This window comes from Flavobacterium rakeshii (assembly GCF_009741375.1).
GTDB classification, from domain to species: Bacteria; Bacteroidota; Bacteroidia; order Flavobacteriales; family Flavobacteriaceae; genus Flavobacterium; species Flavobacterium rakeshii.
In genome coordinates this window covers 274,837-289,331 of sequence record NZ_WOWP01000013.1, presented here as the reverse complement: position 1 = coordinate 289,331, position 14,495 = coordinate 274,837, and the positions used below count along the sequence as shown (strand labels likewise).

The following is a 14,495-nucleotide window of genomic DNA, read 5'->3' as shown; positions in this document are numbered from 1 at the left end:
TTTGCACCACAATAGCTTTTACAGGTAAAACTCAAACATAAACATGACGACACAGCAGCTACACCAAAACATTCTTGATAAGAAATCTTTTTTATGCATAGGCCTTGACGTGGACCTTAATAAAATCCCGCAACACTTACTGGCTACAGAAGATCCTATCTTTGAATTCAACAAAGCCATTATTGATGCTACTCACGATTTGGCTGTGGCTTATAAACCTAACACTGCCTTTTATGAAGCATACGGACTTAAAGGCTGGTTGTCGCTTGAAAAAACGATAAACTACATTAACCAAAAGCATCCTGAAATTTTTACCATAGCCGATGCTAAAAGGGGAGATATAGGAAATACGTCGGCCATGTATGCCAAGGCGTTTTTTGAAGACTTGAACTTTGATTCGGTTACCGTAGCACCTTATATGGGGAAAGACAGTGTAGAGCCGTTTTTGGCTTTTAAAAACAAGTTTACCATTATGCTGGCGCTTACCTCTAATGCCGGAGCTTTTGATTTTCAAACCAAAACTGTAGAAGGCGAGGAGCTGTATAAAACCGTACTTAAAACCTCTAAGGATTGGGAGAACAGTGAAAACCTAATGTATGTGGTAGGAGCTACTAAAGCCGAGTATTTTACCGAAATCAGAAAAATTGTACCAAACAGCTTTTTACTTGTGCCAGGTGTAGGTGCACAGGGTGGTAACCTGCAGGATGTATGCAAGTATGGTATGAGTGATAATGTAGGGCTTTTAATCAACTCGTCACGTGGTGTTATTTATGCTTCAAACGGTGAGGATTTTGCCGAGAAAGCAAGAGAAGAGGCTTTAAAGATTCAGCAGGAAATGGCTGCAATTTTATAGTTAATGCTATAAACTGAAATTTTGGAACAAACAAAAACATATACAGATCAGCTGGGGAATACCATTACGCTTACTAAAGCGCCAATGCGTATCGTATCTATAGTACCTTCACAAACCGAACTTCTTTACGACCTTGGTCTTGAGGATAAGATTGTAGGGATAACCAAATTTTGTGTTCACCCGTATCACCTAAAGCAAACCAAAAGGATTATTGGGGGAACCAAAAGAGTGCATTATGAAAAAATAAAGGCACTGGAGCCCGATATTATCATCGCTAATAAGGAGGAGAATACGCCCGAGATTGTTGAAAGGCTTAGCGAAATAGCTCCTGTATGGGTTAGTGATATTATTACGATTGAAGATAATATCAAAATGATAGAGGAACTGGGGAAAATATTCTCGGTTCGTACCAAGGCCCAGCACTGGGTTGATAAAATAAGCCACGGGTATTTAGATTTTAAGAAGTTTATGGAAGGCAGGCCGTTTAAAAGGTCGGCTTATTTTATCTGGAAAAATCCGTATATGGTTGCCGGGGGTAATAACTTTATCAACGAGATGCTTAAACTGAATCATTTTACCAATATATATGAAGACAGGGAAGGGCGTTACCCCGAAGTTATCGTTCAGAAAATGAGGATACAGGGAGACCCTGAGGTGATATTCCTTTCGTCAGAACCTTACCCGTTTAAGGATGAAGATGCTTTTGAACTGGGCAGGCATACACACCACGCACAAACCATTTTTGTTGATGGCGAAATGTTTTCATGGTACGGCAGCAGGATCGTAAAGGCGTTTGATTACTTTAAACAGCTACAACTACGTATAGAAGAACCGGTTTAGGATACTGGTAAGTATTTGTCATTACGAGGAGGGATGACGCGGCGATCTGTTACAATTTAGATTCTTCCTATCGTCAGAATGACAAGTAGTATTGTCATCTTGAACGTAATGCAATGGAGTGAAAGATCTTTAAAGTTTAGAGATTCTTCCTGTCGTCAGAATGACAAGTAGTATTGTCATCTTGAACGCAATGCAATGGAGTGAAAGATATTTAAAGTTTAGAGATTCTTCCTGTCGTCAGAATGACAAGTAGGGTTGTCATCTTGAACGCAATGCAATGGAGTGAAAGATCTTTAAAGCTTAGAGATTCTTCCTGTCGTCAGAATGACAAGTAGTATTGTCATCTTGAACGTAATGCAATGGAGTGAAAGATCTTTAAAGCTTAGAGATTCTTCCTGTCGTCAGAATGACAAGCAGTATTGTCATCTTGAACACAATGTAATGGAGTGAAAGATCTCCTGTCCTTTTGTCTTTCCACAAAAGAACGAAAAAGGCACGGCTATGACTCCTTAAGCTAAAAATTACTGCACTCGGCTAAACCATCCGAACTCGGGCTTGCGCCTCAAACAGCGGATGCTTTTTTGCGCCTCGTTTGTAATTTTCTATACGCTACGGAGCCTGATGCCGAATCTTCACGCTGATATTGATATAGGATTTGAAAGACGGGTTACGTGTTCTTCCGGTCATTGCGAGGAGGGACGACGCAGCAATCTGCTATAATTTAGATTCTTCCTTTCGTCAGAATGACAAGTAGAGTGTTGTAAGGCCTATGTAATAAAGAAAAGGTTGTATATTAGCCTTTTAAACCTTACCAATGAAAAACTTTATCTCCAAATTAAACTGGCGCCTTATTTTAGTTCATGTACTGGCTACCTATTTTTTTGTTTTCGGAATAAAATTACTTTCATTTTTTAGTGATATAGAGGCTGTTAAAGTGCTTTTAACCAATAGGGAAGAGCCTGTGGGAGATGATTATGTTTTCAGAATTGGAATGATTAATCTTTATAACTTTTATTCTGGATGTGCTGCTATCATCTTAGTTTTTATAATTTCACTAATCCTTTGTAAAAAATATAGATGGTATTGGGGTAATTCTTTAATTGTGTTTATTTTCTCAATGACTATGTATTGGCTTGGCTATACAGGATGGACTTACGTTAAAATAGTGCTTTTGATGCCCGGAACAATTTTTAAACAAATTGAACCGGAATTTATAACAAATATCCTGATACTTTTAACTTTTGGAGTTCTTTTCCTGTTTAATAAAAGAATTATTCGATTTGTAGAAACCGGTAGATTTACCAATTGTCAGGTAACCGAACCTGTAAGTTAATAGTTTACTTCTTCCCCAGTTTTTTAAAATATTCAATATATTCCTTAGCGGTATTAAACTGTTCGTAGCCATCGCGTTCTATAACACGGCCGTATTTATCCAGTAGTACGATATATGGGAAAAAGCCGTTACGGTTATAACGTTCGGTAAGTATTATTTTTGGGTCGTTAATATCAACAGGCTCTGATTCCCCTTTTTTTTGCAGGAAATCGGCTCTTAGTAATATCCAGTTTTTATCGGCTTCGGCTTTAAATTCTTCGCTTTGCCATACTTTGCGCTCCAGTTCAATACAGCGGGAACACCAGTCTGACCCCGAAAAGACCAATAGTATATTTTTATTTTGGGCAATGGCTTTGCTCTTTGCAGTTTCCAAATCCACATTCCACTCCTGGCAAAAGCCCACAGCATTCAGCATAAGGCATACAAGTAATACGCACTTTTTCACGTTTCCACAATTTGCGCAAATGTAGAAAACAAAACGATTTAAAAAACAGTGGGTTAAAAATATTTTAAGGGGTATAAAAACAAAAATGCCAATAGCATTTACTACCGGCACTTTTCTTTAACTAACCCTAACTAAATGTGAGAAAACTATATTAGTTTCAGCGTGCAAATTACTCAAAAAAAATAGTTTCCAATGTTAAGGTAATGTTATATGTATGTCATTGTAAATTAAAGTATTAGCTTTTAGTTGTCCTGCAAAGCAAATACCTTTTTTAATAGCGGAGATGTTCTCTCGCTAATGTTGTTTCTAATCTCTTTTTCCTCTACAGATATCATTGTAAATACCCCGTTTAAGGCCTGTGATGTTACATAGTCGGTTAGATCTGGGTTTACCTTGTCTACAAACGGAAGTTTGTTGTACTTGTTTATAATGTTTTCCCAAACTTTATCGGCTCCCACTTTACCAAAAGACGACTTAATAACAGGGTTGAACTTAGAGTACAACTGAGTAGTGGTGGTTTTTTCCAGATAGGTAGTAGCCGACCTGTCGTCGCCCATTAATATGTTTTTGGCATCATTAAAAGTCATATCCTTTACCGCCGAAACAAAAATAGGGGTGGCTTCTTTAACGGCATCTTCGGCAGCGCGGTTCATCATTTTCAAACCTTCGTCTGCCAGTGAGCCTAGTCCTACTTTGCGCAGGCCTTCATCCACTTTTTTAAGTTCGTCGGGTAAAAGTATCTTTACCATTTCGTTTTTATAAAAACCATCGGTAGCAGTAAGTTTGCTTACCTGTTTATCAATGCCTTTATCCAGCGCCTCTTTAAGTCCGGCAGCGATATCGGCATTGCTTATAATTCCGTTTTGCGGAAACTGTTCTGCCATTTGCTGTAGTTCGGCACAACCTGAAAAGGAAACCGACAGCATAACGGCAAAAACAGGGATCAGTATTTTTTTCATGTATAGGGTTTGGTTTTAGTCCTGTAAAGCAAAAACTTCTTTAAGTAGGTCAGACGTACGAGAAGATAAATCGGTTCTAATGTCTTTCTCTTCCACGGCAATCATTGTAAATACACCGTCCATTGCTTTAGAGGTAACATAATCGGTAAGGTTAGGGTTAACATCTTTAGTTAATGGTAGTGAGTTGTATTTTTCAATGATGGTAGCCCATACTTCATCGGCACCTACTTTGTCTAACGATGTTTTTACAACCGGACTGAATTTTTGATACAGTTGGGTTGAGGTAGTATTCTCCAGATAGGTAGTAGCCGATCTGTCGTCGCCCATAAGTATATTTTTAGCATCGGTAAAACTCATACTTGTAATAGCATTTACAAAAATAGGGGTAGCTTCCTTCACGGCATCTTCGGCAGCACGGTTAAGCACAACAAGGCCTTTATCTGCAAGGTCACCCATACCTACACTGCGCAGGGTTTTGTCTACCTTTTGCAGTTCTTCCGGTAAAAGTATTTTTACCATTTCGTTTTTATAAAAACCATCTTCGGCAGTAAGTTTTGTTACCTGCTCTTTAACTCCCTGATTAAGGGCTTCTTTAAGGGCAGATGCAATATCGGTATTACTTATACCTGTACTGCTTCCGGTAACTTCAGATACTTTAGATTTTGCCTTATCCAGAAGGCCTCCCAACTGTGCATGAGATGCCAGTGGTAATAACAAAAGGGCGAATACTAATTTTTTCATGTAAGTAATGTTTTTCCAAAAATAAACAAAAACCGTTCCACGCAAAATATAGCACCGTTTTATTGACAGTAAAATATTGTTAGTTTACCGACGGACGGTTTATCGGCATGTCCTGCTCCTTTAGTTTTAAGTAGCTGCCTACATTAAACAGTATTACCGATATTACAATAACAAAATAGGCTGCTGCCTGTATTAGTGTAACACTCTCATCATAATACACTATGGCAAGCGTAAATGCGATAATGGGGTTAAGGTATATCAATATCCTTACTGTTGATGAATTGATTCCTTTTAGTGCAAACAGGTTAAGGAACATAGGTACTATGGTAAAGCCTACAGCAATCATCAATATAAAACAGTAAAATAGAGGCTCTGTAGGTACAGGGCCACTGTATGGCTTATAAAACGGCAGCAGTATAAGTGCCGTAAACCCTATTTGCAGGGTAAGTAGTATAAACCTGTCGGGCATTGTAATCTTTTTTTGGAGAACGAGGTATACCGCATAACTGGAGGCAACAACCACGCTGTAAAGCGCACTGGTAAAGCTGTTGTAAGATAATATTACACAGCTAAGCATGCTTAGAAAAACCGACAGCCACTGTAGCCGGGTGAGCTTTTCTTTTAATATAAACCAGGCAAATACCGTGGTAAGTATAGGGCATACCATATAGGCAAAGGACGCTGCCTTTACACTTATGTGGTTCATTACATAAATAAAGAAAAACCAGTTTGCAGTAAGCAACAGCGAACTGCCGAAAATAAGCAGCCATTGGTTTCGCTTTTCTTTTTTGGTAAGGGTGGAAAAATAGTTTTTGGTTTCTTTTATTTTATCTCTTCTAAAGGCAATGTTAATAAGTAGCATGATAATAATGCAGGCAAAAACACGATAAAAAAGTATGTCCAGAGAAGGGTATAAATAAAGGGGTTTAAGCACAATGCTAAAAAATCCCCATATAATAAAGGCTGAAATGGCAGCCATGTAGTGTTTAGGAAGTTTCATCTCCATATAAATAAGGGCGCAAATGTAGTGAACAACACCCTATGTAAAAGTTAAAAAACTATAAATATATTACAGCTTTTAATGATATTTTTTAGTCACTATTTAACTATTTAATTTCCTGTAAGTTTTTTATTATCCGTAACTTGCATAGATGTTTTTGTAAAATTTAAGGGAATGCAGATTATCGAGCTTGAACTGCTTAGTAACAATTTAGCAGCGACCGAGAGTTTTTATAAAGAAGTGTTAGGATTAAAGGCAGATTTGTCTGATAAGTTTTCTTTAACCTTTTCCATAGGGTACACCAAACTTATATTCAGGCATGTGGATGATTTAAACCCTGTTTATCATTTTGCTATTGATATCCCTAATAACCGATTTGACCAGGCATACTCCATTATGAAGTCTAAAATCGACCTTATTCCGGTAGATCCTGAAAATGATATTGCCGACTTTAGGAACTGGCAGGCGCAGTCGTTTTACTTTTACGACAACAACGGTAATATACTGGAGTTTATAACCCGTTACCCCAACAAGGAAACATCTGATAAGGACTTTACTTCACAATCCTACATCTCCATTAGTGAAATAGGATTTGTTACTAACGATGTCCCTCATCTTGCCAATAAACTGAAAAAGTGGTTTGGTGTACCTATATTCCACAGGCAGCCCCGTAGCAGTAAATTTACGGTATCGGGCGACGACCACGGGTTGTTTATAATAGGAGCAAAGGGAAGAAACTGGTATCCTACTAAGGTTAAGGCGGCTTCTTTCCTTACAAGGGTTTTATTTATGAATGAGGGTAATTTGTATCATATTGTAAGGTAGTTCTTTAAAAATTACTATAACGTTTTTTCTGGGGTTAGTTTGTTTTGAAATCTTCAATAAATCCGTAAATTGCGGGCTTAAAATTGAGATTCTTATAACGATGGAGCAAGTACAGCCTTATAATCCTAAACATAAAGTTAGAATAGTAACAGCCGCATCCCTGTTTGACGGGCACGATGCAGCCATAAACATCATGCGCCGTATTATACAGGCAACCGGTGTTGAGGTAATTCACCTGGGGCATGACCGTAGTGTGGAAGAAGTGGTAAACACTGCCATACAGGAAGATGCTAATGCTATTGCCATGACTTCTTACCAGGGAGGTCACAACGAATATTTTAAATACATGTACGACCTGCTTAACGAAAAAGGAGCAGGACACATTAAAATATTTGGCGGTGGGGGCGGAGTTATCCTTCCTGAAGAGATAAAAGAGCTGCATGAATATGGTATTACCCGAATCTATTCTCCGGACGACGGACGTGAGCTTGGATTACAGGGTATGATTAATGATTTGGTACAAAGAGCTGATTTCCCTGTAGGCGATAAGCTAAACGGTGAAGTAAACACGCTGGAAGAGAAAAACCCAACTGCTATTGCCAGGGTAATATCATCGGCAGAGAACTTCCCTGAAATCGCAAAAGAAACGCTTGATGTTATACATAAGAAAAACGAAACTTCTAAAATCCCTGTACTGGGTATTACGGGTACAGGTGGTGCCGGTAAATCATCGTTAGTAGATGAATTGGTGCGCCGTTTCCTTATTGATTTCCCTGAAAAAACCATCGGACTTATATCGGTAGACCCGTCTAAGCGTAAAACAGGTGGTGCATTACTGGGAGACCGTATCAGGATGAATGCCATTAATAACCCAAGGGTTTATATGCGTTCGCTTGCTACACGCCAGTCTAACCTTGCCCTTTCTAAATATGTGGCTGAGGCTATACAGGTGCTTAAGGCAGCTAAATATGATTTAATTATCCTTGAAACATCGGGTATCGGGCAAAGTGATACCGAGATATTAGACCACTCTGATGTTTCGCTGTATGTAATGACACCTGAATTTGGTGCTGCTACTCAGCTGGAAAAAATTGATATGCTTGACTTTGCCGATCTTGTTGCGATTAACAAGTTTGACAAACGCGGTTCGCTTGATGCGCTTCGTGATGTGAAAAAGCAATACCAGCGTAACCACAACCTGTGGGATGCTAACCCAGACGATCTTCCGGTGTATGGTACTATTGCGTCGCAGTTTAACGACCCGGGTATGAATACGCTTTATAAGTCGATTATGGATAAGATTGTGGAGAAAACAGAATCTGAACTACAATCGACCTTTGAGATTACCCGTGAAATGAGCGAGAAGATTTTTGTAATTCCGCCAAGCAGAACACGTTACCTTAGCGAAATTGCAGAAAATAACCGTGGGTATGACGAAACAGCTGCTACACAGCAGGATGTGGCTCAAAAGCTATACGGTATTTTCAAAACCATTGAAACCGTTAGTGGTAAAACTCCAGAGATAAATAAGGCAGGTATTGAAGAAACATCGGTAGCTACAAATGATGCCGAGAAAAAACAATTCCTTGATTTACTTGTAAAAGAGTTTGACCGTGTAAAAATGAACCTTGACCCATACAACTGGGAGGTTATACTTACATGGGACGAAAAAGTAAACAAATACAAAAATCCTGTTTATACCTTTAAGGTAAGGGATAAGGAAATAAAAATACAAACCCATACCGAGTCGCTTTCGCATTCGCAGATACCAAAGGTTGCCCTGCCTAAATACCAGGCCTGGGGTGATATTTTAAGATGGTGCCTGCAGGAAAACGTACCGGGAGAATTCCCTTATACATCTGGACTGTATCCGTTTAAGAGGGAAGGGGAAGACCCAACCCGTATGTTTGCCGGAGAGGGCGGACCTGAGCGTACTAACAGACGTTTCCACTATGTGAGTCTTGGTATGCCTGCAAAACGTTTATCTACAGCGTTTGATAGTGTTACTCTTTATGGTAATGACCCAGACCACCGTCCGGATATTTACGGTAAAATTGGTAATGCCGGTGTGTCTATATGCTGTCTTGACGATGCTAAGAAACTGTATTCGGGCTTTAACCTTGCCCACCCAATGACATCGGTGAGTATGACTATTAACGGTCCGGCACCAATGCTGTTAGGTTTCTTTATGAACGCGGCTATCGACCAGCAGTGTGAGCTTTACATCAAGGAAAACGGACTTGAAAAAGAGGTTGACAGTAAGATAAATAAGATATACAAAGAGAAAGGTGTAGAAAGACCTCGTTACAACGGTAAACTACCGGAAGGTAACGACGGACTTGGGCTTATGCTTCTGGGTGTAACCGGAGACCAGGTGCTTCCTGCCGATGTGTATAACGATATTAAAGTACGTACCCTGTCGCAAGTGCGTGGTACGGTACAAGCCGATATTCTTAAAGAAGACCAGGCGCAAAATACCTGTATCTTCTCTACCGAATTTGCCCTTCGTTTAATGGGTGACGTACAGGAGTACTTTATCCAGAAAAACGTAAGGAATTTCTATTCGGTTTCTATATCAGGATACCACATTGCCGAGGCTGGTGCTAACCCAATCACGCAGTTAGCATTTACTCTTGCTAACGGATTTACGTATGTGGAGTACTACCTGAGCCGTGGTATGAACATTAACGATTTTGGTCCTAACCTGTCATTCTTCTTCTCTAACGGTATTGATCCTGAATATGCGGTTATTGGTCGTGTTGCAAGAAGAATTTGGGCTAAGGCACTTAAAAATAAATATGGTGCAAACGAGCGTGCACAAATGCTTAAGTACCACATTCAAACATCGGGTCGTTCACTACACGCGCAGGAAATTGACTTTAATGATATCCGTACAACGCTACAGGCGCTTTATGCTATTTATGATAACTGTAATTCACTGCATACAAATGCTTATGACGAGGCTATTACAACGCCTACCGAAGAAAGTGTGCGTCGTGCAATGGCAATTCAGCTTATTATCAATAAAGAGCTTGGACTGGCTAAAAATGAAAACCCTATACAGGGGTCGTTTATTATTGAGGAGCTTACCGACCTTGTGGAGGAAGCTGTACTTACCGAGTTTGACCGCATTACCGAAAGGGGCGGTGTGCTTGGTGCTATGGAAACTATGTATCAGCGTTCTAAAATTCAGGAAGAAAGCCTTTACTACGAAACCCTTAAGCATACAGGAGAGTTCCCTATTATTGGGGTGAATACCTTCCTGAGTTCTAAAGGTTCGCCTACGGTTGTTCCTGCAGAGGTTATACGTGCAACAGAGGAGGAGAAACAGTTCCAAATCAACACGCTTGAAAGCCTACACGAGGGTAATGCACAAAAGGTTAAGGAACAGCTTGCTATAGTACAGGAAGCTGCCATACAAAACCAAAACATATTTGAATGCCTTATGGAAGCTGCCAAGGTTTGTTCGCTGGGACAAATTACTGCTGCCCTGTTTGAGGTAGGTGGTCAGTACCGCAGGAATATGTAATTATCACTTAGATTTAAAAATTTAAGACTGAAATATTTAAATAGAAGCCTCCTAATAAGGGAGGCTTTTTTTGATATGTTAAAATTATTTGTTTATTTAGTGGTTCTAACCTTTTAACCTTACCTAATGAAACTACGACTATTAGCTCTTTCATTTTTTATAGTTTTAATGTCATGCTCATCAGATGATAGTACAGACCCCGTAAATGAAAATCCAACCCCGGAACAGCCTGAACAACCATCAGAACCTGTAGTGAAAAATTTACTTACAGTTGAAGAAGAATTTTTTTCTCAACCGTATTTTTCAAAAAAGGTGGTTACCAATTTTGAAGGTAATAAACCTGTTTTGATGGTACGTTATAATGAGGATAATAGTATAATGTTTAATACTGTTTATACGTATAATGAAAATGGATCTCTCGAAAGTTTAGAAGAGGTTTACGAAAATGGTACCCAAAGGTCTTTTACGCAATACCAATATGATGAAAGTGGTAATATTATACTGATTACCTGGAATGATTTTAGTGCTAATCTCAATATTACTTATGATTATGTTTATAACAACGATAATACAGTAAGTTGTACACGAACAAATTTAAATAATAATACAACAGTCGTAACTGTTTTTTACCTTAATGAAAATAATCTGATTTATAAAATTATGGAAGAAACAGATAATCAAAATAATATCTATACAAAGGCGGAATATGATAATACGGGGAAAAATATTTCAACCCTTGCAATAATTGATGATAACGGTACGCACTACAATGTTAATTGTTCTTATGAATATAGCTATGAAGTAAAAGGAGATTTTTTTAAAAGATATAAGTTACATGGGAATCAAAACAATATTATATTAATTAATGGGTCATTTGACCCATATCTTCAGGCAATAGGCTATATTTCTACTATTCATATGGTGGATGCTGAAGGCGGATTTGAATACACTGAGAGTATTTATAATTATAATTATGAGTTTGATAATGAAGGTTTTCCCATTGTGCAACAATTCTATTTAGAAGGCATTCATAAATCTGAAATCAATATCACTTACGAATAAAGAAATTTCCAGTAATAACTTCTAACCCTTACCTAATGAAACTACGACTATTAGCCCTTTCATTTTTTATAGTTTTAATGTCATGCTCATCAGACGATAGTACAGACCCCGAAAATGAAAATCCAAACCCTGAACAGCCTACAGAACCTGTGGATAAGGTAATGACCCAAATTGAAATTATTTATCATGATGATTTTTCTTATAAACGTTCAGTTACACAATATGAAGATGGTAAGCCTGTTTCAAGTGTTAATTATGATGATAATGATAATATTATGGTAACAGGAACTTACACTTATAACAGTAGTGGTTATCTTACCTCTATTGATGCTCTTAAAGCTGATGGTACTATAGATAATACTACCGAATATCAATATGATGAACAGGGAAGGTTAATGGGGTATATTCAGGATGGAGAGGAAGCTTATGGGGCTTTGCAAACTAAATATTATACTTATAACGATGATAATACCATAACCTGTACCAGGACATTTGATACGTTTGTTTATGTTACTACATTTTTTGTAAATGAAAACGGAAAGATTTATAGTATAAAAGATGAAACCGATAATGATAATAATGAGAGGTATGATGCACAATATAACAGTCAGGGTGATAATATTATTACGGTTAGTACGATAAGTGACTATGGAGTAACCAGTATAGTAAATTATAACTACAATTATAATCAGGAAGTAAAAGGTAGTTATTTAGGGAGAAACAAATTATATGGCGGTTTTAATAATAATATTTTAAGAGCTGAAAGTTTTAACATGGATTATCTTGTATTAACAAGTTATCCAGTATCATATATCAATGAAAACGGTCCTGATAATTATTATGATTATGAGTACCATTACAATTATATATATGAGTTTGATGAATATGGATATCCTGTAAAAGTGAAAAAGTATTATGATGGTGTTTATAACACAGAAATTATAATAACCTACGAATAATAAATTATATTGAAACTCTTACTTTACTTTTTGTTGTCTTTAATGTGTACAGGTCAGGCTTCTAATACACATACTAAACGTATTTATAAATTTGAACATGCATCAAACGGAAACAAAGGGCAAGTTGATTACATTCAGTTAGTTTTTGAAAAAGATTCGATTAAGGGGGGTAAATATTATGGTAATGAAAATAATATTCATTTTGTTGCTGATATAGAATTTAATGAGGATATCCAATGTGATTATTTGGTGTTTACATTAAACAACTATGTATTTTGTGATAATGATTCTAATCCTTATCAAAGAGTGGCGTGTTTGCAAAAGGACAACCCTGAGTTTGATGTTTTATTAGATATGCCTCGTTTTAGAGGAGATATTTCATCAGGACAATTAATTTTAAATAGAATTTTTGATTATTATTCCGGGAGATTTGATGATATGACTTTTACATTAGTAAATGGAAATTAACACTTACTAATTTGAATAAAGGAGATTTGCTACATGAAGGTATCTAAATAAAGAGTTAGATAATTTTTATAATATAATATGGATATTTATTTTCAATTGGGTGTAATATCGATTGCAATATTCGCTTTTTTGGCTTTGGTGTTAATCATTCTTATTTTTATTGATAGGGAAAAATTAAATAATCTATCTCAAAAAAAAGAATACTTAGGCGGATTTCATGGGAGTACTTTTTATTCTCAACCATTTCTTACTATTGAAGAGGCTAAAGATGAAAAATTGAATAAGATTATACGTAAGCACAATAAGAAAGTAGTAGTGTTTTATATATGTTTTTTGTTTCTAATTATTGGTGTAATATTCTTAAATGTTGGAAGAGAATAATCAGACTTAAATAGTTGTATAGAGATAATGTTGAAGTAACTTACTGAAGATGTCTATAAATTTATAATTGATAGTATGAATTAGAGAGAAGTTCCCTGATAAAGAAAGTTTTTTTTGATAAGTTATAATAATTTATTTACTTAGCAGCTATAACCTTTTAAACCTTACCTAATGAAACTACGATTATTCTATTTTGCGACGTTTGTGGCTCTTATGTCTTGTTCTGATGATGATTATACTCCTTTGGAAACAAAATCAATAAAAAGTGTTACTACTTTTTATAATGACGGAGATGAGATTAAGGATTCTGAAACTTTTTTTTACATGGACTTGCCGGCTAAACGATATGTTTATAAAAACGGACAGGATTTTGCCAGTGAATGGTTTATGTATGATGCGGCTACTATGTATCTGTCTTCCTATAATTATCTTCAGGAAAACAGGGAAGATAGTTTAGATAAAAGTATTTACTATGATGAAGAGGGAAGAATTAAAACAATTTATATTTACGATTACACCCCTCAGGTAGTATTATATACAAACACTTACGATTATTCGGTAAACGGTGAGATTAGGCTTTATCAGCAAAAAGATGATAATAGCGTAATAACCAATCAGGAAATACAGTACAGCCTTAATTCGATGGGTGATATCTATAAAATTACTGCTTTTGATTCAAATAGTGATATAATGTATGTTACTGAGGCAGAATATACGGGAGATGTACTTACATCTGTCACTAAAACCGAGTATCAGGATGGTATTTCAGGCCAGCAAACTACTGTAAACTATAACTATAATACTTCACTGGAGGTTAAAGGATCTTACTTAAACCTAACTGTGTCTCAGTTAGGTACAAACAATAATAGTATTTTGTTTTATAATGGTTTTGAGGTGTTTAAGGACAGTTATATTCAGGCGTATAGTAATAAAAGCTTTGATTATGAACTTGATAAGGATAATTTTCCTTCAAAGGAAACTGTTTATCTTGATGGGAATTTTACACAGAAAAACATAATTACTTACAAGTAAACTGTTTTTTTTAGTTATTATAGGTTTTTGTTTTTAGGTTAAATCTTATTTTATTTGCATTCTTAACT

General features: G+C 36.7%; 14 protein-coding genes. 10 read left to right on the top strand and 4 right to left on the bottom strand.

Annotated elements, in window-relative coordinates; all coding sequences use genetic code 11:
* Nucleotides 1-43: 43 nt before the first annotated feature.
* The 3 genes from pyrF (at nucleotide 44) to GN157_RS05110 (ending at nucleotide 3,026) form a co-directional block, all read left to right on the top strand.
* Complete coding sequence (pyrF, locus tag GN157_RS05120) at nucleotides 44-853, top strand: orotidine-5'-phosphate decarboxylase (RefSeq protein ID WP_157482030.1); 810 nt, start codon at nucleotides 44-46, stop codon at nucleotides 851-853.
* A gap of 84 nt (nucleotides 854-937) precedes the next feature.
* Complete coding sequence (locus tag GN157_RS05115; RefSeq protein WP_157482064.1) at nucleotides 938-1,693, top strand: ABC transporter substrate-binding protein; 756 nt, start codon at nucleotides 938-940, stop codon at nucleotides 1,691-1,693.
* 814 nt (nucleotides 1,694-2,507) lie between these two features.
* Nucleotides 2,508-3,026 (top strand): hypothetical protein, encoded by a 519-nt coding sequence (locus GN157_RS05110; RefSeq protein WP_157482029.1) that lies wholly within the window; start codon nucleotides 2,508-2,510, stop codon nucleotides 3,024-3,026.
* Between the two features lie 4 nt (nucleotides 3,027-3,030).
* Here the strand turns inward: GN157_RS05110 and GN157_RS05105 are convergent, their stop codons facing one another.
* From GN157_RS05105 to GN157_RS05090, 4 genes are all read right to left on the bottom strand, one after another.
* A complete protein-coding gene (locus GN157_RS05105; protein WP_317163505.1) occupies nucleotides 3,031-3,471 on the bottom strand; it encodes a thioredoxin family protein in 441 nt (146 codons plus the stop codon).
* Nucleotides 3,472-3,713: 242 nt separating this feature from the next.
* Nucleotides 3,714-4,430, bottom strand: a complete 717-nt coding sequence (locus GN157_RS05100) for a DUF4197 domain-containing protein (protein WP_157482028.1) — start codon at nucleotides 4,428-4,430, stop codon at nucleotides 3,714-3,716.
* 15 nt (nucleotides 4,431-4,445) lie between these two features.
* Nucleotides 4,446-5,171: a DUF4197 domain-containing protein gene (locus tag GN157_RS05095; protein WP_157482027.1), complete on the bottom strand. Its 726-nt coding sequence runs from the start codon at nucleotides 5,169-5,171 to the stop codon at nucleotides 4,446-4,448.
* 79 nt (nucleotides 5,172-5,250) lie between these two features.
* Nucleotides 5,251-6,171, bottom strand: a complete 921-nt coding sequence (locus GN157_RS05090; protein ID WP_157482026.1) for an EamA family transporter — start codon at nucleotides 6,169-6,171, stop codon at nucleotides 5,251-5,253.
* A gap of 174 nt (nucleotides 6,172-6,345) precedes the next feature.
* Between GN157_RS05090 and GN157_RS05085 the strand changes: the two genes are divergently transcribed.
* The 7 genes from GN157_RS05085 (at nucleotide 6,346) to GN157_RS05055 (ending at nucleotide 14,427) form a co-directional block, all read left to right on the top strand.
* On the top strand, nucleotides 6,346-6,996 hold the full coding sequence (locus GN157_RS05085) for a glyoxalase (protein ID WP_157482025.1): 651 nt from the start codon (nucleotides 6,346-6,348) through the stop codon (nucleotides 6,994-6,996).
* Nucleotides 6,997-7,096: 100 nt separating this feature from the next.
* The gene (locus GN157_RS05080) at nucleotides 7,097-10,525 is read left to right on the top strand and encodes a methylmalonyl-CoA mutase family protein (RefSeq protein ID WP_157482024.1); all 3,429 of its coding nucleotides are present in this window, start codon (nucleotides 7,097-7,099) and stop codon (nucleotides 10,523-10,525) included.
* Nucleotides 10,526-10,651: 126 nt separating this feature from the next.
* Entirely contained in the window at nucleotides 10,652-11,587 is a 936-nt protein-coding gene (locus GN157_RS05075; protein WP_157482023.1) for a hypothetical protein, read from the top strand.
* A 35-nt stretch (nucleotides 11,588-11,622) separates the two neighbouring features.
* Nucleotides 11,623-12,546 carry a hypothetical protein gene (locus GN157_RS05070; RefSeq protein ID WP_157482022.1) on the top strand — a complete coding sequence of 308 codons (924 nt, stop codon included), beginning with the start codon at nucleotides 11,623-11,625 and terminating at the stop codon, nucleotides 12,544-12,546.
* Nucleotides 12,547-12,555: 9 nt separating this feature from the next.
* A complete protein-coding gene (locus GN157_RS05065; protein ID WP_157482021.1) occupies nucleotides 12,556-13,014 on the top strand; it encodes a hypothetical protein in 459 nt (152 codons plus the stop codon).
* 78 nt (nucleotides 13,015-13,092) lie between these two features.
* Nucleotides 13,093-13,395, top strand: a complete 303-nt coding sequence (locus tag GN157_RS05060; protein WP_157482020.1) for a hypothetical protein — start codon at nucleotides 13,093-13,095, stop codon at nucleotides 13,393-13,395.
* A gap of 171 nt (nucleotides 13,396-13,566) precedes the next feature.
* Entirely contained in the window at nucleotides 13,567-14,427 is an 861-nt protein-coding gene (locus GN157_RS05055) for a hypothetical protein (RefSeq protein WP_157482019.1), read from the top strand.
* Nucleotides 14,428-14,495 lie beyond the last annotated feature (68 nt).